Source organism: Paenibacillus sp. MER TA 81-3, from assembly GCF_023713585.1.
Taxonomy (GTDB): domain Bacteria; phylum Bacillota; class Bacilli; order Paenibacillales; family Paenibacillaceae; genus Paenibacillus_B; species Paenibacillus_B profundus.
This window is the reverse complement of sequence record NZ_JAMAWB010000036.1, coordinates 1-22582: the sequence shown is the minus strand read 5'-3', so window position 1 is coordinate 22582 and position 22582 is coordinate 1. Positions and strand designations below refer to the sequence as shown.

Annotated in this window: 22 protein-coding genes and 4 pseudogenes; 17 read left to right on the top strand and 9 right to left on the bottom strand. The window is 41.9% G+C overall.

Translation table 11 applies throughout. From position 1 onward, the window contains the following. Positions 1-515: 515 nt before the first annotated feature. Positions 516-1496 (top strand): GNAT family N-acetyltransferase, encoded by a 981-nt coding sequence (locus tag M3650_RS30170; protein WP_251579986.1) that lies wholly within the window; start codon positions 516-518, stop codon positions 1494-1496. Between the two features lie 191 nt (positions 1497-1687). Continuing rightward, on the top strand, positions 1688-2209 hold the full coding sequence (locus M3650_RS30165) for a GNAT family N-acetyltransferase (protein WP_251579984.1): 522 nt from the start codon (positions 1688-1690) through the stop codon (positions 2207-2209). Positions 2210-2394: 185 nt separating this feature from the next. On the opposite strand, the gene scfB is transcribed toward M3650_RS30165, so the two are convergent. Both scfB and scfA read right to left on the bottom strand, forming a co-directional pair. Continuing rightward, the gene (scfB, locus tag M3650_RS30160; protein ID WP_251579982.1) at positions 2395-3774 is read right to left on the bottom strand and encodes a thioether cross-link-forming SCIFF peptide maturase; all 1380 of its coding nucleotides are present in this window, start codon (positions 3772-3774) and stop codon (positions 2395-2397) included. Positions 3775-3876: 102 nt separating this feature from the next. Next, positions 3877-4026 (bottom strand): six-cysteine ranthipeptide SCIFF, encoded by a 150-nt coding sequence (gene scfA / locus M3650_RS30155; RefSeq protein WP_076321126.1) that lies wholly within the window; start codon positions 4024-4026, stop codon positions 3877-3879. Between the two features lie 438 nt (positions 4027-4464). Here scfA and M3650_RS30150 point away from each other — a divergent pair, with 438 nt between their 5' ends. The 8 genes and pseudogenes from M3650_RS30150 to M3650_RS30115 all read left to right on the top strand — a co-directional run bounded on the left by M3650_RS30150 (position 4465) and on the right by M3650_RS30115 (position 12339). Next, on the top strand, positions 4465-5160 hold the full coding sequence (locus tag M3650_RS30150; protein ID WP_251579980.1) for a response regulator transcription factor: 696 nt from the start codon (positions 4465-4467) through the stop codon (positions 5158-5160). 80 nt (positions 5161-5240) lie between these two features. Continuing rightward, entirely contained in the window at positions 5241-6296 is a 1056-nt protein-coding gene (locus M3650_RS32405) for a histidine kinase dimerization/phospho-acceptor domain-containing protein (RefSeq protein ID WP_251579978.1), read from the top strand. 247 nt (positions 6297-6543) lie between these two features. After that, positions 6544-7071 (top strand): cupin domain-containing protein, encoded by a 528-nt coding sequence (locus M3650_RS30140; RefSeq protein WP_251579976.1) that lies wholly within the window; start codon positions 6544-6546, stop codon positions 7069-7071. 677 nt (positions 7072-7748) lie between these two features. Beyond that, a pseudogene (locus tag M3650_RS30135) lies at positions 7749-8837 on the top strand (IS4 family transposase); the annotation flags it as partial. A gap of 65 nt (positions 8838-8902) precedes the next feature. Beyond that, positions 8903-9511, top strand: a pseudogene (locus M3650_RS30130) (TrmB family transcriptional regulator); the annotation flags it as partial. An 80-nt stretch (positions 9512-9591) separates the two neighbouring features. Beyond that, positions 9592-10320 carry an AzlC family ABC transporter permease gene (locus M3650_RS30125; protein WP_251579972.1) on the top strand — a complete coding sequence of 243 codons (729 nt, stop codon included), beginning with the start codon at positions 9592-9594 and terminating at the stop codon, positions 10318-10320. Further along, positions 10311-10637: an AzlD domain-containing protein gene (locus M3650_RS30120; protein WP_251579971.1), complete on the top strand. Its 327-nt coding sequence runs from the start codon at positions 10311-10313 to the stop codon at positions 10635-10637. The genes M3650_RS30125 and M3650_RS30120 overlap by 10 nt, the downstream gene beginning before the upstream one ends. Before the next feature lie 169 nt (positions 10638-10806). Then, positions 10807-12339 (top strand): vanadium-dependent haloperoxidase, encoded by a 1533-nt coding sequence (locus M3650_RS30115; RefSeq protein WP_251579970.1) that lies wholly within the window; start codon positions 10807-10809, stop codon positions 12337-12339. 415 nt (positions 12340-12754) lie between these two features. Here the strand turns inward: M3650_RS30115 and M3650_RS32810 are convergent, their stop codons facing one another. After that, on the bottom strand, positions 12755-12934 hold the full coding sequence (locus M3650_RS32810) for a helix-turn-helix domain-containing protein (protein WP_369011167.1): 180 nt from the start codon (positions 12932-12934) through the stop codon (positions 12755-12757). A 278-nt stretch (positions 12935-13212) separates the two neighbouring features. Between M3650_RS32810 and M3650_RS30110 the strand changes: the two genes are divergently transcribed. Continuing rightward, complete coding sequence (locus M3650_RS30110) at positions 13213-13686, top strand: GNAT family N-acetyltransferase (protein ID WP_251579969.1); 474 nt, start codon at positions 13213-13215, stop codon at positions 13684-13686. A 623-nt stretch (positions 13687-14309) separates the two neighbouring features. Here M3650_RS30110 and putP read toward each other — a convergent pair. The 4 genes from putP to M3650_RS30090 form a co-directional block, all read right to left on the bottom strand. After that, positions 14310-15806 (bottom strand): sodium/proline symporter PutP, encoded by a 1497-nt coding sequence (putP, locus tag M3650_RS30105; protein ID WP_311295171.1) that lies wholly within the window; start codon positions 15804-15806, stop codon positions 14310-14312. Between the two features lie 352 nt (positions 15807-16158). Next, positions 16159-16902: an ABC transporter permease gene (locus M3650_RS30100; RefSeq protein WP_251579968.1), complete on the bottom strand. Its 744-nt coding sequence runs from the start codon at positions 16900-16902 to the stop codon at positions 16159-16161. Then, positions 16899-17621 carry an ABC transporter ATP-binding protein gene (locus M3650_RS30095; protein WP_251579967.1) on the bottom strand — a complete coding sequence of 241 codons (723 nt, stop codon included), beginning with the start codon at positions 17619-17621 and terminating at the stop codon, positions 16899-16901. Before M3650_RS30095 ends, M3650_RS30100 begins: the two co-directional genes overlap by 4 nt. A 65-nt stretch (positions 17622-17686) precedes the next feature. Continuing rightward, positions 17687-18448, bottom strand: a complete 762-nt coding sequence (locus M3650_RS30090; protein WP_251579966.1) for a MerR family transcriptional regulator — start codon at positions 18446-18448, stop codon at positions 17687-17689. A gap of 188 nt (positions 18449-18636) precedes the next feature. On the opposite strand from M3650_RS30090, the gene M3650_RS32805 reads away from it, so the two are divergent. Next, positions 18637-18783: an IS3 family transposase gene (locus M3650_RS32805; protein WP_369011166.1), complete on the top strand. Its 147-nt coding sequence runs from the start codon at positions 18637-18639 to the stop codon at positions 18781-18783. Positions 18784-18892: 109 nt separating this feature from the next. Here the strand turns inward: M3650_RS32805 and M3650_RS30085 are convergent, their stop codons facing one another. Together M3650_RS30085 and M3650_RS30080 are read right to left on the bottom strand one after the other, a co-directional pair. Then, positions 18893-19042, bottom strand: coding sequence for a hypothetical protein (locus M3650_RS30085; protein ID WP_251579964.1), 150 nt, complete (start codon positions 19040-19042; stop codon positions 18893-18895). Positions 19043-19507: 465 nt separating this feature from the next. Further along, complete coding sequence (locus tag M3650_RS30080) at positions 19508-19768, bottom strand: hypothetical protein (RefSeq protein ID WP_251579963.1); 261 nt, start codon at positions 19766-19768, stop codon at positions 19508-19510. Between the two features lie 285 nt (positions 19769-20053). Between M3650_RS30080 and M3650_RS30075 the strand changes: the two genes are divergently transcribed. The 5 genes and pseudogenes from M3650_RS30075 (at position 20054) to M3650_RS30060 (ending at position 22495) form a co-directional block, all read left to right on the top strand. Then, positions 20054-20665 (top strand): hypothetical protein, encoded by a 612-nt coding sequence (locus M3650_RS30075; RefSeq protein WP_251579961.1) that lies wholly within the window; start codon positions 20054-20056, stop codon positions 20663-20665. Between the two features lie 443 nt (positions 20666-21108). Then, positions 21109-21273 carry a hypothetical protein gene (locus M3650_RS30070; protein WP_251579960.1) on the top strand — a complete coding sequence of 55 codons (165 nt, stop codon included), beginning with the start codon at positions 21109-21111 and terminating at the stop codon, positions 21271-21273. A 318-nt stretch (positions 21274-21591) separates the two neighbouring features. Continuing rightward, a pseudogene (locus M3650_RS33260) lies at positions 21592-21747 on the top strand (IS5/IS1182 family transposase); the annotation flags it as partial. Between the two features lie 59 nt (positions 21748-21806). Next, a pseudogene (locus tag M3650_RS33255) lies at positions 21807-22216 on the top strand (transposase); the annotation flags it as partial. 87 nt (positions 22217-22303) lie between these two features. Then, positions 22304-22495 carry a DUF6933 domain-containing protein gene (locus M3650_RS30060; protein ID WP_251579958.1) on the top strand — a complete coding sequence of 64 codons (192 nt, stop codon included), beginning with the start codon at positions 22304-22306 and terminating at the stop codon, positions 22493-22495. Positions 22496-22582: the final 87 nt, after the last annotated feature.

Genomic DNA, 22582 nt, shown 5'->3' with positions numbered 1-22582 from the left:
TTTTCTAGATTCTCTATCAGTGACATTTGTCTCTTAAACTCATGAGTAAATGTACATCTTGTTTTGGCATAGTATATTCGCTCCTTGGTATGACGATCGTAATGAACTACTTGGCTGCGTTATACTGCATCTCCTTTATCGTAATATTGACTTTAAAGGAAGAACCAATTGAGGTTGAGGTTTTGCAACCCGTTGAAGGCATTAATAAAATTGGGTGGTACCGCGAGAGCACAACTCTCGTCCCTTTGGGATGAGAGTTTTTTGTGTTTTCTTAGATGAACAATGGCAAAGGTACATGCATTCAGGTTATAACTAATCTGGCTAACTTGCTGCATCCTTTTGTACCATTTTCTTGCGATGAAATAAGGGGGTTTTAGGGATTGAAGAAGAGACCACTTTGCTAGGAAATCGGCAGTGAGTTTTTCAATAAATCCATATTTTACCGTGAAAGAAGCCTCCATGTATGGGATAATGTCTTTGGGATGGGTTAGGAAAACTTGGAGGAAATGATAGCGATGAAATTTATAATTCGAAAGATGAGAGAGCCGGACGATTTTGCTGCGGTTGCGTCGCTGCTCAATACGGTTTGGTCGGAACCGATAACGGCAGAACTTTTGAAGGAAGAGGAGGACCAAATCCCTCCGGGAAAGCTGGATTACAATGAGAAGGGCGAGCTGACAGGATGGGATCGTCCCAAATGGGTAGCGGAAGATGAGTCGGGGCAAGTTGTTGCTTACGCTATCGCTTGGAGGGCACCTTGGACGGAGCCGGGTGAATTATTCCTCACCCTTGTCGTACACCTGGAAAGCCGCGGGAACGGGGTAGGCAAGGCGATGTACGATACGCTTCACCAATGGGCGGCAGAGGTTAAAGCCTCTCGTCTGACCGTTATGTTGAGAGATGCGGACGCTTCGTCGACAGCTTTTGCCGAACGTCGCGGTTACGTACAGGAGCGCCATATATTCGAATCCGTTTTGGATCTGGCATCGTTTGACGACGACAACCTGTTTGTTTCGGTTGAAGAGGCAGAGCGGGCCGGAATTCAGTTCATTACATTAGCCGATGAGCCGGGAGAAGATAGGGAAAGAAAGCTCTATGAGCTGTACAAGGTCACGCAGCCGGATATACCCGGTTTTTCCGGCGATTTCCCTTGGTTTGAAGAATGGAAGAAATGGAGCATCGGACAAAGCGGAGTGCGCCCGGAATGGATCCATATCGCCAAGGACGGCGACCGCTACATCGGTGTCGTCACATTGTTGCAGAACGAGCAGACGCAGGCGATGTATCATGAATATACCGGCGTTCTGCCGGAGTACCGGGGCCGCCGCATCGCGCTTGCCTTAAAGCTGCTCGGCATCCAAACAGCACGTGTATGCGGAGTCCCTTATTTGAGAACGCATAACGATTCCATGAACGTCCCGATGCTCCGAATTAACCGTGATCTTATCGGTTTCCGGGCGGAGCCCGGGAATTACAAGATGGTGCTTAAGCTATAAACATCACAAGATGGATTATGACAATTCAACAAACGGGCCATTTTGCGGAACAAGGATTAGAAATCACAGGGGAAAAAGAGTTAGCATTGGTGAATATTTTGTGTACCCTATTTTGAGAATTATGGAAATGGTATTTGGAATGTTTTAGGCCATGTGTGAAAGTGGCTTGTCTTAGGAGAGGAGATAAAAAAATGATAGAATTACGAAAAATAACCGGGGATAACATAGATGAAGTAATAGCACTTGAAGTTGGAGAAAACCAGAAAGACTTTATACAAACTACTAACCTCAGAAGCTTTGCAGACGCTCATATGTTGAACGCAGACGGGATACCAGCGACTCCCATTGCTATTTATGCCGATGGAGTTGCGGTTGGATTTTTGATGTATATTTATGATACGACGGATCATGAATCATTTCAAAATGAAGTTTATTACGGGAAGAAGACCTATTTCATTTGGCATTTTATGATTGATAAGAGTTATCAGGGGAAAGGATATGGCAAGCTTGCCTTTGAAAAAATGTTGGCGGATATTGAAAATATCCCATATGGGGAAGCACAATATGTAGGCCTCTTTTATCATAAAAGTAATGTCATAGCTAAAGAATTATACGCTTCATTTGGTTTTGTAGAAACAGGCATCATTCAGGATAATTCGGTGCATGCGATTAGAGATCTAGATGGGAAAATAACAGAAGCCGTAGTAGAATAGGATCCCTCGGAAAGAAATGTTAGCTATCAACGTCTTGACCCATAATAAACACAAATATACAGAAGAAAAAACCGATTTTGTTAACTCTGTCTTATGATTTGAACGGAAAATGCTTAGCAGTCGACTAGAAGGATGTACTATATTTGAAAGAGCAAAGAGGGGCTCGATGCCCCTCTGTCATTTATCTACACTTCACTCTCTTCCATCTCTCGAATAGACTCGGCAACCTTCGCCATCATCGAGCATTCAATCCGTTTACGGAAAACGTCACAACTAAACTCGTAGCTTCCGTTGATGGAGCCCGTCGCATGCAATGCATTAGCAGGGCAGCCGCCGCTGCAGTAGAGTTTAGCCCAGCAATCCTTGCACTCCGGCTTCGTGTAGCAGTTGCTCTCTTTGAATTGGCATTGCAACTCAGGTCGCGTGATGCCATCCCAGATGTTACCCATGCTGTACGCTTCATCCCCAACAAACTGGTGGCAAGGGAACAGTTCGCCCCATGGCGTGACGGCGAGATATTCCGTGCCTGATCCACAGCCCGTGATTCGCTTCTGGATGCACGGTCCCTCTGAGAGATCGAGCATGTAATGATAGAAGGTAAACCCTCTGCCTTGTTCGCTGCGCTCAATCATTTCCTTGGCGAGAATTTCGTACTGATTGTAAATCTCCGGGAGATCCTTCTCGGTAAGCGCATAGGGTTCACGTGGATCACAGATGACGGGTTCCATCGAGAGTTTGTCAAAGCCAAGATCCGCGATATGGAAGATGTCATTGGTGAAGTCGACATTGTTCCGCGTATACGTTCCCCGTACATAGTATTCCTGGTCTCCGCGCTTTTGGACGAATTCCTTGAACTTCGGCACGATAGAATCATAGCTGCCCTTACCGGTGACGGTTGTGCGCAGCCGATCATGAACCTCTTTTCTACCATCCAGACTTAAAACGACATTGTACATTTCCTGATTTAAAAACTCGGTAACTTCATCGTTGAGCAGCATGCCGTTCGTTGTGAAGGTGAAGCGGAATTTTTTCTTCCATTCCTTCTCTTTGCTTCGTGCATACTTTACAATCTCTTTGACGACTTTCCAAGCCATAAGCGGCTCTCCGCCGAAGAAGTCGATGTCAAGGTTTCGGTGATGGCCCGAATTTTCGAGCAGGTAATCGATTGCTCTTTGTCCAACCTCTACGCTCATAATTGCTCGATCACCATTGTACTTCCCTTGGCTGGCGAAGCAATACTCGCACGACAGATTGCAAGTATGCGCGACATTGAGACAGAGCGCCTTCACATACGTTTTACGTGTTTTTAACTGAATAGACAGTTCCTCATACGCATCCTCTGTAAACAGCTGCTCATTTTTTATAAGATCCTCGACCTCTGAGATTGTCCCTCGAATGCTTTCTTCTGAATATTGATTTTCCTTCATTAACGCCAGGATTTGTTCGGGTGTTTCCTGTTCATAAAGCGCAATGATCTCATACGCCAGGTCATCAACAACATGCACTGAGCCACTATAGGTGTCGATCACGATGTTGTATCCGTTCAGTTGGTATTGATGAATCATACTGCGAATCAAGCTCCTTTTTGTCTACAAATTGCAGGTGGTATCCGTAGAAACAACTTCGCCGTCCTTGGAAGGACGGCGGTGAGTTTCATTGCCTATTTGTTATTTGTTCATTGCGTTCTCACAACGCTGGTTGGCAACGCCGCAGGAAGTCTTGCAAGCAGACTGGCAAGATGTCTGGCATGCGCCGCATCCGCCGTGTTTTGCAGTGTCCATCAGTTTGCGTGTGCTTAGTGTTACGATTCTTTTCATCATGAATAACTCCTCTACCATTTCGTGAATTCGAATAAACTTGCTACGTTGAACTATGGTAGCAACAACTTGGAATTCACAGCAATCAAAAAGGTCACACATTCCACCCTTGAAGTAATAAATTCCATATGCCTTAATATGGGGCCGCGCTGCAACACGATTCCTAACCGGGCTGCCGTGAAGGAACTTGTTGACAACTTCTATCACAGTGAAAATTAGTATAGGTCTATTTTAGAAAAGTGAGTTAAATTATGATATATAGGAAAGATGTACAATAATTTGAACCAGATGATATCGATCATTTCCCAAAATGATATAGGGAATAAATGTGAATAACATGTTGAACAAAGAGAACTAATTATGATCATTCAACTTGGCCAATTATTTTTATTAAAGACGCGAACCTGAAAATATATTATACAAAGAGGAGATTAGACGATGAATCTACCAAGGAAAGTACTCGTTATTGAAGATGAACTAGACATTTCCCGTATTTTGAAAGATTACATAACGATCAGCGGATATGAGGTATGGGTTGCTGAGAACGGTCAGGATGGCTTGAAATTCATAGACACCTTGTCCCCCGATTTTATTATTTTGGATATCATGCTTCCGGATGTGGACGGGATTGAGCTTTGCCGCCAAATTCGCGAAACATGCAATACGCCGATTCTAATTTTGAGCGCTAGAGGCAGCGATACGGATAAGGTGCTTGGACTCGGATTTGGTGCGGATGATTATATGACAAAGCCATTTTCACTAAGCGAGCTTGTCGCCAGAATTAATGCCCATTTGCGGAGAGGAAGCATGGAAAATAAGCCGAAGCAAAATGAATCGTTGCAGTTTGGGAGCCTTCTCATTGATAAAAAAGCCTACAAGGTAACCGTTGAGGGTCAAGAAATTTCGTTATCTGCCAAAGAATTTGAACTGCTGTACTACTTATCCAAACATAAAAATCAAGTGTTCTCCAAAAGCCAGCTATTAGATGCAGTATGGGGATACGACACCTTTGGGGATGAAAGCACAATAACTGTTTATATTCGAAGATTGCGAGAAAAGCTGGAGCCGGATCCTTCAAACCCAACTTATATTAAAACGGTCTGGGGCGTTGGCTACAAATTCAGCTCGGATTAGATCAGGGGATGGGGACTACCATGTATGTAAGCCGTTGGTTAAAAAAGTGGATTATGGCCGTATGTTTATGCCTTGTCATCGTGATCGGCTGTGGAGCGTACATCATATGGACTGGGAAAGAAGACAATGTTCAGACGAACTACGTCATTAATCAAGTGCGGATCAAGGTCAACGAAATGATGTTATTCCTTGAAGAAAATCATAAAGCGATCGCTACGGATGCGACAGTGCGACAAACCTTGCAGAAGATGAGCGAAAATGGCGACGTGCGCCTTCTGTTTGCACAGTTGGATGGCAGAATTATTTTTAATTCTGCACCTGAAACGCCGGTCCAAACCATCGATTTAAGGACTTCACTTCATTATGATTTATATGATTCGAAGGTAGATAAGGATCTTTTCAAAATTGCTTTTCCCGTCATCAACCCAGAAACACAAACTCAAATCGGAAACGCCATTTTTACATTGCCAGCAGCATTTGTCATCCCAAAACAATCACATCAAACCATCCTTATTCCTCTCTTCCTGATGGTGATATGTTTACTGCTGGTATTCATTTTATTGTGGTTCCTTAGAAGGAAAATCAACAACGATACTATCCGGCCCATTCAAAAATTAAAATATTATTCGGAAGCGATTCTAAAGGGAGATTACGAGCACAAAGCGGAGTATGGCCGGATGGATGAAATCGGAGAAGTATACGCCATGTTCGAGCAAATGAGGCTGGAAATCATACATCTTAACAAACGAAGAGATGAGCAAGATAAGGCCCAGAAAGAGCTGGTATCGAATTTATCCCATGAACTCAAGACCCCTCTAACTACGATCAATGCATATCTAGAGGCCATACGTGCAGGGATTTGTCCCGATATGGATTCGGTAATGGAATATATTCAAGTGATGCAGACCAATACGCATAAAATGACCGTGCTTTTGGACGATCTGCTCCTGCATGCATTAAAAGAATTAGGGCAAATCTCAGTCCATAGGACAGAGCAATACAGTAAAGAGCTCTTGCTGCAAATCCTTAAGCCGATGGGCCACAATGTTCATACGGCAGGCATTACCTTTATCGAACCAGCAGAAATTCCGAATGTGCTTATCAACGTGGATGCGAACCGGCTGGTATCGGGTTAGAGCGCGCCTGCGATTTGACCCGATTTTCTCTTGGATTATCTGAATTCGACTAGCGAAACTGGGGAGCGTTATTCTAACGGACACCACGACCTTGAAATCCCGAGGAATAACCCGCAGCAGCAAAACTAAATATGACATGTTTGATTCCGACTCTATAGGCGATTGCATAGGATAACGGGTGCATAACAAAATCATTACGAGGTGAATGAAGATGTACCCATGCAATTGCCCGCAATGTCAGTATTCTATGTATTACGCCGTGAACAACCCTCTTAGAGGTTTTAATGTGAACCCTTATGATTACAGCTGGAGTCAATATCTATGGCCTTATGCCTGGAACCAACGTATGGGAAATATGATATTGAAGGATTACGGTCCAAATCCGTTCGTAGTGAACATTGATCATGCCACGAAGCAAAACGATACTTACCGCACCGTTTTATGGACTGGAGAGCACCTACAAGTGGCGCTGATGAGTATTAATGTCGGGGATGATATCGGTTTGGAAGTACATCCTCACACGGATCAATTCATAAGAATTGAGGAGGGAGAAGGGCTTGTCAGGTTGGGGCCAAGCAAAGACAAAGTAGACATCGAGCAACGAGTCAATGAGGATTATGCAACTTTGGTTCCTGCTGGTACGTGGCACAATGTAATCAACATAGGGAATAAACCGCTCAAACTTTACACGATCTACGCTCCACCTGAGCATCCATTTGGTACAGTACATCCGACAAAAGCAATAGCCATGGCCGCAGAAGGAAGTAATCATTGAAATAAAATAAACTAGATCAATTCAGGATGAAGATCAACCAAGCCTTGCATGACAGAGATGACTAAAATGACGATGAAGACGCTGAGATATTCTATATCCAGGCGTCTTTTTTATGTCATGGAACGGAGTCCACTGTAATGCAAGGCTTCAAACTTATCCGCGTTCTAAGAGGATGCTCTACTGATAAATAAGACAATGGGTGAATATTTTTACCAATAAAATAGAAGGGGATATACATAGATTTGTAGAATATTGTATGTCAAATCATTGGGGATTGTGATAGAAGAGGAACTAGAAGCAGTCGAGAGAATCATCGTATGCTTTTACACTGGATGGCAGGCCGTAGATTTCCTCATGAATAACTAGTAAGAAGCAGAAATGAGAAAAAGAATGCGGTTAAATAGAATAACGGTCGTGCGCCATTTTCGACTTCTCGTCCGCTTAAGATAAATGGTGGTGAGTGTTAAAATGAAAAGGAATAAAGAAATCATGAAAAAAATAGTTCCTATAGTGATTGTAACTCAACTTTCGCAGAGCCAAAATTAGCTTAACAGCACGTACTGCATAGATTTGAGAATGATTGGATTATCTACTTGACGAAAATAGAAAAACACCGCTTCGTTTGGTAAAGTGAGAGTGTCGAACAATCACTACCATAAAGAAGAGGTGTCCTCTATATGATAGAACAAAAGCAGTCTTTCGATCAACTGCCAAGAGAAATCAAACCGGCTTTTCAAGAACTGAATGTGCTCAAACACTTAAATGCCGCGGGGTTCAAGAAAAAGTTTGGTTTCACCTGTGCCTGCTTATTTCGCCTCGTATTCGTTCTTTTGTTTCACCAGAAGAACTGGTTTCGCCTGCTGGAAAGTAACAAAGGCGAGGTGTTTCCCGGCAAAGATGCCGTTTACCGGTTTCTCAATCACGGCGGGTACGCCTGGCGGCGGTTCTTACTGTCGCTGAGTGGCGAGACCGTGCAGCGTATCGAGAAACTGACCTCGGAAAGCCGTGAGACGGCATTCATCTTTGATGACTCCATGTTCGAGCGTAATCGGAGTAAAACCGTCGAGATGCTAGCGCGCTTCAAGGATCATGCGACGGGTGCGTTCTATAAGGGATTCCGCATGCTGACGATGGGCTGGTCAGACGGCCATTCGTTCATCCCCATGGACTTTTCGCTGCTCAGTTCCGCGAAGTCCGGTATTAACGGCATCATGGAAGGTATCGACAAACGCACTCATGGCTACAAGCGCCGCCAGGAAGCCTTTTGTTCTGCCCCGCAAGTGATCTCGACTATGCTGGACCGTGCCATACAAGCCGGCGTTTCCGCGTCGTATGTCCTCATGGACAGTTGGTTTACGCATGCACCGCTCATTCAGGAAGTCACTCGCCGTGGACTGCAAGTGATCGGCATGGTGAAGAACGATAACAAGCGCTACCTCGTGAACGAGCAGCGACTGTGCCTCAAAAAGCTGTATGCTGTTGCGCCGCGTGTTGAGGGCAACAACCGCTATATCCTTCGCCACATCCGAACGGAGCTTGCCCCCGGCATCCCGGTGACGGTCGTGTTTGTCCGTCATCGTTCCAAGAAGAACGAGTGGCTTGCCATTCTCTCGACGGATCTGGCTTTGACCGCCCAGGACATCATCCGGATCTACCGGATGCGCTGGGAGATCGAAGTCTTCTTCAAGTGCGCCAAGTCACTGTTGCGACTGCAAAAAGAGTTTCAGGGCACAGCTAATTCATTATGTTTTATAGTAAGTAACACACTAACTACTATAGGAGTTGCCATGGAAGAACTTTTTAAAGAACTTCAGAAATGGGGCTTTTCACAACCTATGCCCCCTTACCAGCAAAAAAATTAATCCGACGATTGCGTAATGACTTTGACAATTCTATGGATTATCTGGAAAAGAATTTATCTGCGTTAGAAAGTGAACAGGAAGTAGATGTCATTCGACGCATCAGCAGTGATGAGCGCGTTGCGGCCGAAATGATTGATATTATAGATAAAGCAGAAGAAGAAATATGGTTGTAGATTTGGGAGCCACAATTCGCTTCGATAAAAGGTGCTATAGATAGGCGGATAAATGATGATATCCACGTTTTTTCCATTCTTTTTGGAGCACCTGAGATTCAGCTGGGTGTAACTACTCATCACAATTACATGGCTCCAGAAGTAGCTGAGGAACGTATGAACGGTCGATTAACGATTGTTGCACGGGATAATGAAGAAGTATTAATTGCTAATTTTTCGCCAAATACACCTGCATGGGCGATAAAAACAGAAGACCCAGCACTTGTGTTAATCGCGATGGAATACATCAAGCATGACATTATGTTTTCAGAATTAGTTAAAGAAGTTGGCCCAGAGAAAACAGAAGCTCTTTGGAAAAACGACCCTAACCTATTTCATGTTGTTACTGGAAAACGGTTCAAATAAATTGAACCGTATTTTCTTTCACTTTTTTCGTAGTAGTTAGTGTGTTAGCTGCTAATTTTTCAAAATAAGGAGGGGATGAAATGAGTCTGTCGAACGTCCAAATGAATTCGTCTCAGCGAGATGAAGACAGCTTTATCCGAGGAGTAAAAGATTGTATCCCTACGTTACTGGGTTATTTAAGTATCGGGTTAGCTGCTGGTGTTATCCAAAAGACTGCGGGACTTAGCATAGCTGAGATCGCTCTGATGTCTTTAATTCTCTATGCGGGCTCAGCTCAGTTTATTGCTGCAGGAATGATAGCAACAAGTAGTTCGCTTCCGGCCATTATTATTACGATTTTCTTTGTGAATCTTCGTCATATTTTACTTAGTGCAGCACTAGCACCTTATTTTCGGCATCTGTCTCCTCTTCGAAACATGCTAGTAGGTTCTCTACTCACCGATGAGACATTCGGTGTCGCGATTACCGAGGCTGCGAAGAAAAAACGAATCAGTGAGAAATGGATGCATGGCCTCAACATAACAGCTTATGTAAATTGGCTTATAGCTAATGTAGCAGGCGCATTTTTGGCACAATGGATTTCGAATCCCGAGAAATTTGGTCTAGAATTTGCCTTGCCATCTATGTTTATTGGAATTCTCATACTCTCCATGTTAGGGCGAAATAAAATTAAACTTGATATCGTTGTCGCAATTATAGCAGTTGTCATTGCTGTAGGAAGTTCTTTCGTGTTTTCCAGCAGTATGGGGGTTATTGTTGCTACAATTATTGCTTCAACAATAGGAATGGTGGTGGAAAAATGGAGGTAAGATGGGACGTTTTTTTGATTATTTTAGGCTCAGCTTTTGTAACGTTCATTCCAAGGGTTGTTCCTCTTATGGTGCTTAGCCGTTTTGAATTACCAGAATGGGGAATGCGATGGTTAAATTATGTTCCCATTTCTGTTATAGCTGCTTTGATAGGTCAAGAGATATTTATGCATGATGGAAAGATTTCATCTCTTTCAAATAACATCGAATTTTTTGCAGCCATACCGACTTTTTTTATTGCGATAAAAACACGTAGTCTATTGGGAACCGTAGTGGGAGGTATTATTTCCATTATCATTTTACGCTTTTTGTTTTAAAACTAGATACTTAATTTGGTCAAGTGCCACGTTTGCAGGCAAAAATGTTAATAAAGCCCTTTTTTTCTTTTACGGCCTAGTAATCTACATATAACCATACTAAAACGATAAATTTGAATAGACTGTAAAGAACTTTGTGCTTCTTACTAATCGCTCAAGGAGGAATCATATGGATGACTCATGTGCATTCGGCCCTTTAGATCCGGAGGAAAGGCAATGTAACGCGTATCAAATTCGGAAACAAGCTGCCATTGAAGAAAAGTTGCGCAAAATCTTACCGCAGCCCTGCAATCACGATGAAAAAAAATATCCGAACAAAATCGGAAACTTCTCGAAGGGCCTGCCGCATAACGGTCTTGGAGAAGTCGATCGGCATGCTTACCAGGCATATCTCAAAGCATTGAAAAGCGGAAAGCCAAGTAAATTTGAAAAAATTCCGCTCGGGGGAACGCTCAAGCTCGTTGATCCGCAAGGCGCTTACGTGTATGATCTTGCCGGCCCCGACGGACATGCATTAACGATTCCAGCTCCGCCTTCGATAAACAGTGCTGCGGCCGCCAGCGATATGGTAGAACTGTACTGGGAATCGCTGCTACGCGATGTTCCGTTCAACAGCTACGATAGGGATCCATTAGCGGCTGCAGCAGCGGAAAACCTTTCAAATCTGACGGATTTTTACGGGCCCAAAATAAATGGACAAGTAACGCCGCAAACTTTATTTCGCGGCGTTACGCAAGGCGATCTGACAGGTCCATATATCTCACAATTTTTATATAAAGATATTCCATTTGGCACCACTGCCATGATTCAAAAATACAAGGTTCCTTTGGCGGGTCAACATTTTCTAATAGATTATCAATCATGGCTGAGCATTCAAAACGGCGCTGCTCCGTCTGCTTCCATCGTTTACGATCCGGTGCCTCGCTTTTTAAGAAACGGAAGAGATGTAAGCGAATGGGTGCATAAAGATTTTTCTTATCAAGGCGTGTTAATGGCTTGTTTATATTTGTTGAGCTTGGGGCCTTCCGCACTCGATCCGGCCAATCCGTATTCCCAATCTCGCACCCAAACCGGATTTGTCACCTTCGGTGCTCCGTATATTTTGGATTTGGTCGCGCGGGCCGCGAATTTCTCGCTCGAGTCTGCCTGGTATCAGAAGTTTCTTGTGCATCGGAGACTTCGGCCGGAAGAGTTTGGCGGTCTCGTTCAACATAAAATAACGAACAAAGCAAATTATCCGATTAATGACCAGCTCCTGAATTCTCCCGCAGTTGATCTAACCTTCAATAAATACGGCACCTATTTGCTGCCGCAGGCTTACCCGGAAGGCTGCCCGGCACATCCGTCCTATCCGGCAGGTCATGCCGTAATTGCCGGCGCAGGCGTCACTATGTTAAAGGCGTTCTTCAATGAAGATTTTGTTCTTCCGAATCCGGTTACAGCGAGCGACGACGGCCTGTCCCTTGAGCCTTTTAACGGAGCGCCGCTCACAGTAGGCGGTGAATTGAATAAGCTTGCCAATAACTTGGCCATCGCTCGAGCATTTGCTGGTATTCATTATCGCTCTGACTGTTTCGATGGCATGAATTTGGGCGAGGCTGCCGCCATTGGTTTGCTTCGCAACTACAGGCATACTTTTAACGAGCCATTCCGCGGATTTAAGCTTACGAAATTCGACGGCACAACCATACTTGTAAAATGATTGCCCGGGTATAAAGCAGCCTAGGACTTTCCTCGAAAATTCTGATTTTCCTACATGGTTAGCTAGACTTTTAGCCAGTCACGGGGAAGAGTATTGGTTATGAGATTATTATGATCGGTTGACATGTTAAGTCCTAACAGATTTAATAAGACAAAGGCATGTTAGAGATGAGTGGAGTGCCTAACATGCCTTTGTAACACGTTGCAAAGGGAGAAGCAGAGATTTTAATGCTTCTGATTGGAATGAATGGGATGAGATGAACAAGCTCGACTTTACTATTTTCAAGTTACTGAATAGCACACCACGGAAAAGAGAGATAAATAAAAGATTATTACCGGCTTTACAAACTCGGCTGTAGAACCAGAGGAAACTAATGGAGTGAAGTATAAACAGCCGACTTACATGGAGAGATTTTTCAATTTTTTTGATACTCCTTAGGTGTTTTACCATACTTCCTTTTAAATACTTGAATAAAATGAGTTACTTGATTAAATCCTGTTAAACTAGTAATTTCAGTGATTGAGTATTTATTTGTCTTGAGATACTCCACACTTCTTTGTAAACGATGATCCATTACATATTTATATGGTGTCATTCCCATCCAACTTCTTTATGACCAAAATAAACTTTGAAAATTTGATCTAACTTTTCGAGCATCTTCTTTTGCCAATCCTCTTTCCTTTTAAGGAAAAGTTTCGGCAGCCAAAATGGTTGCGTATAAGGTTTCCTGCGAGTCTAAGTGGCGGAGCCACTCGGCGACTTCGTCGCCTTAAGCCTCTCGGGTTCGTAGATACAAGAACTTTATACACAATTGCTGGAAACCGATATATAAATAGAACACGTCATAAGTTTGTATCTGGAGGGGGTAATAAAATGGATATCTCTTTATTCAAATCAGGTCTTAATGAAGCATCGATTATTCACGAAATGCAAATCAAAGCCTTTATGCCGTTGTTAGATAAATATCAAGATTATGAAACCAGCCCTGCTAATGAATCTGTGGAACGAATAATAGATCGATTAAATCAATCATTTACGGATTATTACATTATAAAAATTTCCAATGTTTCCGTAGGTGCAATTAGAATTGTAAAGAAAGAGAATAAGACCTATCGCATCAGCCCAATATTTATTTTGCCTGAACATCAAGGGAAAGGAATTGCTCAAAAAGTATTTTCGATTATCGAAAATATGTATAACGACGCGAGAAATTGGGAGTTGGAAACAATATTACAAGAGCAGAGTAATTGTTATCTCTATGAAAAGTTAGGTTATCAAAAGACGGGGGAAATAAAGCAAATTAACGATAAAATGACAATTGTGTTTTATGATAAACGTTTAATTTAGCGTAATCTTAGTATTTTTAAACCCTAATATTGTAGGAATTTCAATAAAATCCAACAACAGCGTATAACAATGTGTTCACGCATCGGCAGACAAGCGCCTCGATCCTGGGCGATTAGTCTGGGAAGCGAATGCCGGGACATATCCGCACCACCTAACCGCATTGCTGCATTGAGTTTAATAGCGAAGTGATCATTGGTTCAATTTCAAGATCACCCTATTTATTAGCAAAAGCAGGGATATTAGAAAATCGGAAATATACGGTCGGTATGCATGAAGCAGGTCGAAGACAAACAGGAGTTTTTAATGAAGAGAATTATTGTGATGATTTGGTCGACTCTATCAGACTTCATTCGCACACAGGGACGGTCAATGATTGCTTGAGGTTCTTTCAACACAAAAGCAGACATTCTTCCGAAAATCTCATCTACAGTGTGATAGAAGACGTTATTCACTACATCCGCTTTGACCCAATTCCAGAGTCCTTCGCATAAGCCCGGCATGGGCGTTATCTTTAGGGTGAACGTCCCGAACGGGGACTGGCTTGCTCCATCTGAGAATCGTTTTCACATATGGTGATGTGTATACAGAGGTGGGGGAGAGGAATTTCCCCCTACCCGCAATTGTCATGCTTCTTCTACATTTGGGTGTAACAGTTTCAAGCTGGTATCAAACTCTTTCTCGATAGCTTCGTCCCGTTGATAGGTAAACAGGCTTATGACAATACTGACGATAAGGTTGACGATAAATCCGGGAATGATTTCGTATATATCTTTAGTAATTTGCAAGTCAATATTTTTCCAAATAATCACTGTTGTTGCGCCTGCTAACATTCCGACAATGGCACCCCAATTGGTCATTTTTCTCCAGTACAGGCTTAACAGGATAACGGGGCCAAAGGAAGCGCCAAAACCGGCCCAGGCATAAGCGACGAGACTTAAAATGGTTTTGTTTTCACCGCCCAGCGCAAGCAGGCAGGCGATGACTGAAATCGTTAGAACAGACATTCGTCCAAAGAACACAAGTTCTTTATCAGAGGCATTTTTACGCAGAATCAGCTTATATAAATCTTCTGTTAATGCACTAGAGGTTACAATGAGCTGAGAAGAAACCGTGCTCATTATTGCAGCCAATACGGCAGCAAGGACAAGTCCGGCAATAAACGGATGGAATAAAATTTGTCCAAGTTGAATGAAGACAGCCTCTGGATTAGACAATGTATAATTTGTTTGTGTAAAAAAAGCAAGACCAACCAATGCTGTTAATGAAGCGCCAAGTAATGAGGCAACCATCCAGCCCATACCAATACGTCGCGCAGTTTTGGTCTCCTGTACAGAGCGGATGGCCATAAAGCGGACGATAATATGCGGTTGTCCAACATAGCCAAGTCCCCAGGCAACTGCGGAGATGATGCCGAGCGCAGTAGTGCCAGCAAATAAATCCAGAAGGGACGGATCTATGGAGCTGATTGTATCAACTGTGTTGGCAAACCCACCCGTCTCGCTCATTGCTAACACCGGTACAAGGATAAGGGCAAACAGCATGATAAGCCCTTGGACAAAGTCCGTCCAACTGACAGCAAGAAAGCCCCCAAACAATGTATAGGCAACAACCACTCCGGATACGAGGAGCAGCCCCGCTATGTAAGGAAGGGAGAAGGAGTTTTCAAAAAAGACGGCTCCTGCCACCATTCCTGAGGATATATAGAACGTAAAGAAAGTTAGGATAACAATAGAGGAAACGATCCGCAGAAGTTTGGTGCTATCCTTAAATCGATTTTCCAAAAACGACGGAATGGTAATGGAATTCCCGGAAACTTCCGTGTATGTGCGCAAACGTGGGGCAATAAACAGCCAGTTAAGATAGGCGCCAACTGATAAGCCAATGGCAATCCAGATATTTGACAGTCCCGTCAGGTAAATCCCTCCCGGAAGCCCCATTAACAGCCATCCGCTCATATCGGCAGCGCCAGCACTTAAAGCAGTTACAGCAGGTCCTAAGGAACGTCCCCCTAACATATAGTCCGTCAAGTTTGTCGTTTTGCGGAAAGCATACCACCCTATACCTAGCATAGTTACCATATATAGCACAATGGAAATCATTTTTGGAATATTTTCTGACACTGTTCCACCTCGTTTAAAAATGATTATTATTCAATATATAACCATCCCATTACATATTGACCTGAATTTCGAAAGTTTTTTATCGGCAGATTGCGACTCTAAATTAGGTCAACTTTTTTTCAATAGAGAGGGCGATTGTCCATCGAGCGGGAGAAAATTTTAACAACAAGCGAAAGTAAAAACCCACTCAAAGGTTAGCACCGAAGGTGGGTTTTGTTCATACGACTTAGAAGTGAATAAACCATCCAAGCCAATTGTATGGATCAAGTGTTAGCGCACTTGGCCTTTATTATATATATATAATAACACAATGGAAAAAATGTATCAAAGTGTAAAATGAAAGATCAACCGATTATTCCCATTTGAAGAGGCGAAGAGACATACTCATACATATCACTGTAAGTACAATCATCACAACCACGGGAATGATGACACGATCCATTGGCATGCCAAGTGAAGTGGCTTTCAACATCTTAATGCCCTGTGCTAGCGGTAATATATCGGCCACTTTTTGAAGCGCCGCAGGCATAACTTCATAAGGCAAGGTAGCACCAGAGAAAATAAGCATTGGAAAATATAGCAGGCTGGCTACAGCACTTGCTGTTTTCATGTTTGGCGCCAGTCCACCCACCAGTAGTCCTATGCTGAACATGGACAGCATGACCAGTAAGTATGCGCCTAAAAATTGTAGCCATGAGCCATGAAATTGATAACCAAAAAAAATGGTTGCAGTCATATAAACAAGGATAAGTGAAGCAATGGAATAAATCGCATAAATGACAACTTGTACGGCTAGTATAAGAGCGGGACTGGTCGGGGTTACCTTAAAACGTTTTAGTATCCTCCTGCTTCGGTAATCGGATACCACTAAAGGAAGTCCCATAACTCCCCCAGCGCATATTGCAATCGTGGCCACCGCTCCAAAGGATTGTTCCAGGAAGGTATAAGCTGCGCCATCGAAAGCTTGCTTATTTCCGAAAACTGCACCTAAAATGATCACGACGACGATAGGCATGCAGATCGCAAAGATGAACATGTCCATCCCGCGAAGAGACAGTTTACACTCTGTTTTGAGCAACGCCCTAAATGCTCTCATTTTCTTTCCTCCTCGTCTGTATACCAAAGATATGCATCCTCAAATTTCTCATGAGGACTAGCCGCAATCGCTTCCTGTACTGTCCCGAAAAAAATGCTCTCCCCTTTTTTCAGAATCATAATTTTATCACAAAGAGCTTCCACCTCGTCCATGAAGTGAGAGGTCAACAGAATGGTTAACCCTTTTGCTTTTAAATCAGCAAGGCTTTTCCACACATCTCGTCTTGCTCTCGCATCAAGCCCAGTAGTCAACTCGTCTAAAAATACGACCTCGGGATTGGGAATTAACGCAAGCACGATGAACAGTCGTTGCTTCTGTCCTCCCGAAAGCTCGCTTACATGGCTTTTCAGCTTGTCGGAAAGCCCAAATTGATGTAACAAGCTTGCGTAATCCATAGGGGTTTTGTAAAGAGATGCAGTGACTTCACAAAGTTCCGCCACTCTTATCTTCTCTTGGTAATTGGCTTCTTGAAATTGAACACCGACCTTCTCAAACAGTTTTTTTCGTTCTTTTTGCGGATCCATTCCCAATATGGACACCGTACCGCTGTCCTGTTTTTTGGTGCCTAAAATACACTCAATGGTGGTGCTTTTGCCTGCACCGTTTGCGCCCAGCAAGCCGAATACTTCACCACGACAAATCGATAGGCTTAGATGATCAACTGCTTTGACGTTGGCGTAAGACTTGCTCAAGTTTTCTACCTTGATCGTTGTTTCCACGTTATCAAATCCCTCCTAAATGCTTTCTTTGCATAAATAAAATAACACCAGAGCAAAGTCTGGTGTTAAAGTGTAGGGTTTGTTGTAAATTGCTTTTTCATCTCCTCAAGGTGAGTGAGCATCATTCGAGCGTTGTTCTCGACGTTTTGCAGGGAGGTAAGTAGTTTATCGCAAACGGAGATAATGTCGTCGTGTTTTTCGGGTGTATCAATGGCCTCTCGTATGTCCGCTTTGGGATCACTGGATAACGCATTCAGCATTCGCAAAATAGCTGCAAGGGAATAGTTTGCGCAGCGTAAAGAACGTATTATTTTCAGTCTCCTGATATCCTCGTCGGAATAAACACGATACCCATTTTGCTTTCGTTTCACCGTCAATAAACCATTCAATTCCCAATTCCTTAAGGCGTCCATTGAGATTTGCAGAAGGTCAGCCGTTTCTTTTCTGGTTAAAATAGCGTTGCTCAGTTCTTGGTTTTCGCCTGACAACAGCTTTTCTGTAATCGCTATAGCTTCTTCTGCGTTTCTTTGTTCTCTTTTTATTTGTTGGTAATAACGCTTCGTCAGATGAATAGCTTTGTCAAAATTTCTGGCGGACGAGGTCTTAATAATATCAATTGCTTGTTTTCGCAGACCGTTTTGCAAAACCTCAACTTGTAGCGCTATTCTCACAAATGTAAGCTGCTCCACATGGAAATCTGTAAAAATACGATAACCATTCGCTTTCCGTTCTGCTTTTGGAATAAGTCCAAGTTCCTCATAAAACCGCACAGTGTTAGGATGGATTCCAATGCTGTGCGCTATTTCTGTTGTTTTGTACGTATTCATGAATCCTATCACCTCATCTCTGCACTATATCATCACTTAAAAGTCTGGTGCTATAATGGAGGGTTTTTCTTATAAATAATGACCACAAAAATTAACTTGAATAATTCTGTTTCATCGAATGAATTTCTAAGAGCATGATGGAGCCAAATTAGAAAAAAAGCAGGCAGTTGTGACAGATGTTCATCTGATTGATACTTCGCTTTTTCAGAAAAGGGAACAGGATCATAGGTCATGAAAAGGATATCGATGATTACATTCATTTCTACAACTACGAACGGTTACAGAAAAAACGAAACAGCCTTAGTCCGATGGAAGCACGAGCTAAGGCTGCATAAGCATTTTATTTTATTCTATTGTCTACTTGACGGGGGGCAGTTCAGAGTGACTACAATTGTTGTGTATTCTTTCCATAAACGCGAAAATGTCTTTAGGCTGCCCATCTTCTCATCGTACGATAGATTGATAAATACTATTAATTTGAAGAGCCATTTGTTGTTGATTTTTGTCTAGAAGAAGTTGATTTTGATTGAGTTTTTGAACTTCTCCTTTAAGAGATTTAAGTTCTTGAAGAATTTGATGAAGTACCTGCTCCACAGGCAATCCCACCTTTCATGAAGATCGTTATAACACTAGAAGACTTAAAGAATCAGTAGGAACTTGAAACAAGGGGAAAATAAAGACTGTATAATAATAAGAGCACCAAACGAAAGGAATCGTGAAACCTTGTAAAGAGCTTTTGTAAGTAACACTAAGAAGGCCGATCCATCCTATAACAACATATCGTTATACGCAAGTTCGTTAAAGCTTTTATGAAACAACTAATAGAGAGATTTGAGACAATCTGTTGATAACATAATTCACTTAAGCTACCAACTCCATACATCCGTACCGATTTTCCGTTAATAAAGTCTATATCTAAGCCAATAGGTTCAACGAGATCAGTATCGAAGATAGTTGTGGAGCATCCAGTATCCAGTAAGACATTATGCAAAAGAGTTGATTTATTCTTGTAAGATAAAGGGAGAGAGACAATAGGAAGACCATTTATAAGATGGATTTTCATTGAAGGCCTCTAATTCCGGTAAAGGGCTGTTCAATGACTTCAATAAATTCATTTCCGGTGTAGAACACATAGAGTTCTCTAGTGGGCTCTGACAAATGAAGTTTTTTATAGGAGGCCCAGGCATGTTTAGGGTTGTCATATTCAGAAATTACAGACATTTCCTCAATAGTTCTCTTGTGATTATTTGAATGAGCAGCTAGAGCTTCAACTAGAACCCAACGCTCGGGATAAATATCACGGATATTAACCCATTTCATATATGAACACCTCCGAAAAGACCTTATAAATCAATTGTACAACCCTACTGAGAAACAAGCAATGATGGTGAATTCGAAGAAGAACGAACCAGCGTATAACACCGTTTTCCTGCTACGTCGCGTGCGCTCCTTGGTCTGCCCGAGGTTTTTCGAAGCAGCGGATTCAGGCAGACAATCCTGTGAGGCTAAGACCGTCGGACCCGGTCGCTGGGGCTGCCTTAAGCCTCTCGAGTTCGTAGATACAAGAACGCTATCGGAAATAATATGTATATTAAGGAGTCGAAGATGAAGTATTCGAAGGAAGAGTTAGATCTAATTAATCACATTGATCAACATGTTAAAAACAAAAAAATAACATACTATAAAGCAATACCTCAAGAACTTTATCAAAAGATTAAAGCAATAATGAGAACTAAAAATTTCAATGGATCTCTTCAAGAATACTTTGAATTTTTAGGATACATTTTTATACCCACATCTAAATATCCAAAAGATACGATTGATATAATTACTTTACTTATGCAACACTACCCAAGTAGATATGTCACTAACCTAGAAAATATTGATAGGAATTTATATTATATAATCCAGGACAAAGCTCTACAACATAAGGTTGATATTCCTGAGTATATTAATAAATTAGGTTTTAATTTTGTTTTCAATAGTAATATATATCCGCACTCTCCTACATATTATATCGGAACATCAGAGAAGGAATATATTAAACAGCTAAACAAATTATTTCCAGAAGGAACTATAATTATTGAAGAACTAATAGAAAAAGACAGTTGGTTATTTAAAAGTATAAATTATCTAAGGCAAATCCGCTCAATACAAACAATTGATGAACAATTAGAATTTTTTGGATTTAAGGTATTTAGGAGATGGAATGGTTAAAAAATATTATGTATATCAAAGGGAATATATTACTTCCGATAACACCGCATTCACGCATCGGGACTAAAGCCCCTCGGGCCGCCCGAAGTTGTGAGCAGTGGAGCGAAGACAGGCGGACACACCAGCTAACCGCGTCGCGGCCGGTCCCTACGGAACCTTAGGGTTCTCGGCGTCGTGAATGCAAGAATGTTATATGAAAGACATGTAATAAGTATCAAGCCAATCTCTCAACCGATGGGTTAGGTGAATATCATGTTTAACGATCTTTATGACGGAATAAAAAATATATTTTATGGTCTCATGTTATTTATATCAGGAATATATGAGTATTTGGATGGTTACTAAGTGCTATATTTATTGTTGTTATAATTTATTTAATGATAATTCGACCTATTTGGGGTTTGTTTTTTGAAAAAGGAAAACGATTATATTGGCTATCATTATTGTTATTAATAGCTTTTGCTTTAGCTATAGGACCAATAATTGTTCTTAAGTTGTCTGACAAGTATGGAAATATTGGTTTGTTTTTTGGAGTTATAATTTATATTTTTGGCATTTGGCTCATTTCTAGACCTGGAATTAAAAAAGAAAATGAAATGAATGGTTAATTCTTGCTATATAAGTTGAATTATTGAATCACTTAGAATCTAACACAAAGACGATCGATGATGGACAAGGGATATTTCATGATCTCGTCCATAAACTGCTGAACATTTTTGCGGATTTCGGCGACTGTGTGATAGAAATCTAACCCCTTCATATGACAAGGTTTTTTGGACATAGAAAAAGGAGTACCTCCCCAAATCTCGAAAGTGTTAGCGACGAAACTACACCAAAAGAGATGAGGCGACTCCCTATGCCGTATATTCGACACGAGAGCCTGTTTACCCTGCAAGATTTATTTAAAATGGAACAGTGTCATCGTTTTGAACGATTTTTCAGCCGTAGACATTGCTCCTATTCTTCGTTTGGTCATAAAAAAGTCGCGTCATGGTGCTCCGATTGAAGTCAATTATCCGGCGATGGTTTACTCTCTCATTGCCAGAATTGTTGAGCGAATTCCGACCATTAAGGATCTCGTGAAGCGCCTGCGGGAAGATATCTTATTTCGATTGGACTGTGGCTTCATGCTGTCTGAAGCGGCTTTGATGAATATTTCGCTCCGACTTGTGTGCGGGAACATTCATATCGCTATGATAGTTATGATCCAAGGTATGAAACGCTCAAATATGTTCGACCAAAGGAATGCGAAAGTTGCCCATTAGCCTACGACTCGCTTTGCCAGAAGGTTTACAAGATGAAAATTACAACAGATCTTAGAAAGTATACAGCTCCAGCACGCGGGTCCGTATCATGGAAGCAGATCGCGAAATAGAGATCGCTATTGAACGAGTGAATGCATATTTAAAAGAATACTTTCAACTTAACAATGTGAGACATCGGTCAGGACAGAAAGCGAAAGCTCACTTCCACTTGGTTACGTTGATTTATAATGGCATGAAATTAGCTTGTGATCGGTTGAATAAGCAGTTACAACTTCAGGCTGCATAAAATTTTCAAAAAATAGCGGAATTATTATGGGATTGGTCTATAGTTTTTTGAATAAAGCATTAAAAAATTGATTCAGGAGAGAAATTTATGTTAGCACTTAGATTTACTCAAAAACTTTTAAAAGATATGAATGTAGCTCCTGTTGAATTAGGTGAGACAGACCCTCTGTTTAGTTGGCATGTGAATATATTACAACTAAGAAGAAAACATATATTATTTGTAAATGACTCAAGTTCTCAACTATATAAGTTGAACAAAAGAATTAGAGGATTATGGTAAGGAATTTCAACCCTGCATGTCGAATAAAGAAGGAAATAGAAGAAGATAGGCAGGAAAAGAACATGGAAAACGCAACGAAGCTTGAAG

What these genes read in the sequence shown, in the direction of transcription:
- M3650_RS30170 (WP_251579986.1), top strand. Translation starts at nt 516, where the DNA reads ATGAAATTTATAATTCGAAAGATGAGAGAGCCGGACGATTTTGCTGCG.
- M3650_RS30165 (WP_251579984.1), top strand. Translation starts at nt 1,688, where the DNA reads ATGATAGAATTACGAAAAATAACCGGGGATAACATAGATGAAGTAATA.
- scfB (WP_251579982.1), bottom strand. Translation starts at nt 3,774, where the DNA reads ATGATTCATCAATACCAACTGAACGGATACAACATCGTGATCGACACC.
- scfA (WP_076321126.1), bottom strand. Translation starts at nt 4,026, where the DNA reads ATGAAAAGAATCGTAACACTAAGCACACGCAAACTGATGGACACTGCA.
- M3650_RS30150 (WP_251579980.1), top strand. Translation starts at nt 4,465, where the DNA reads ATGAATCTACCAAGGAAAGTACTCGTTATTGAAGATGAACTAGACATT.
- M3650_RS30140 (WP_251579976.1), top strand. Translation starts at nt 6,544, where the DNA reads ATGTATTACGCCGTGAACAACCCTCTTAGAGGTTTTAATGTGAACCCT.
- M3650_RS30125 (WP_251579972.1), top strand. Translation starts at nt 9,592, where the DNA reads ATGAGTCTGTCGAACGTCCAAATGAATTCGTCTCAGCGAGATGAAGAC.
- M3650_RS30120 (WP_251579971.1), top strand. Translation starts at nt 10,311, where the DNA reads ATGGAGGTAAGATGGGACGTTTTTTTGATTATTTTAGGCTCAGCTTTT.
- M3650_RS30115 (WP_251579970.1), top strand. Translation starts at nt 10,807, where the DNA reads ATGGATGACTCATGTGCATTCGGCCCTTTAGATCCGGAGGAAAGGCAA.
- M3650_RS32810 (WP_369011167.1), bottom strand. Translation starts at nt 12,934, where the DNA reads ATGACACCATATAAATATGTAATGGATCATCGTTTACAAAGAAGTGTG.
- M3650_RS30110 (WP_251579969.1), top strand. Translation starts at nt 13,213, where the DNA reads ATGGATATCTCTTTATTCAAATCAGGTCTTAATGAAGCATCGATTATT.
- M3650_RS30100 (WP_251579968.1), bottom strand. Translation starts at nt 16,902, where the DNA reads ATGAGAGCATTTAGGGCGTTGCTCAAAACAGAGTGTAAACTGTCTCTT.
- M3650_RS30090 (WP_251579966.1), bottom strand. Translation starts at nt 18,448, where the DNA reads ATGAATACGTACAAAACAACAGAAATAGCGCACAGCATTGGAATCCAT.
- M3650_RS30080 (WP_251579963.1), bottom strand. Translation starts at nt 19,768, where the DNA reads ATGAAATGGGTTAATATCCGTGATATTTATCCCGAGCGTTGGGTTCTA.
- M3650_RS30075 (WP_251579961.1), top strand. Translation starts at nt 20,054, where the DNA reads ATGAAGTATTCGAAGGAAGAGTTAGATCTAATTAATCACATTGATCAA.
- M3650_RS30060 (WP_251579958.1), top strand. Translation starts at nt 22,304, where the DNA reads ATGTTAGCACTTAGATTTACTCAAAAACTTTTAAAAGATATGAATGTA.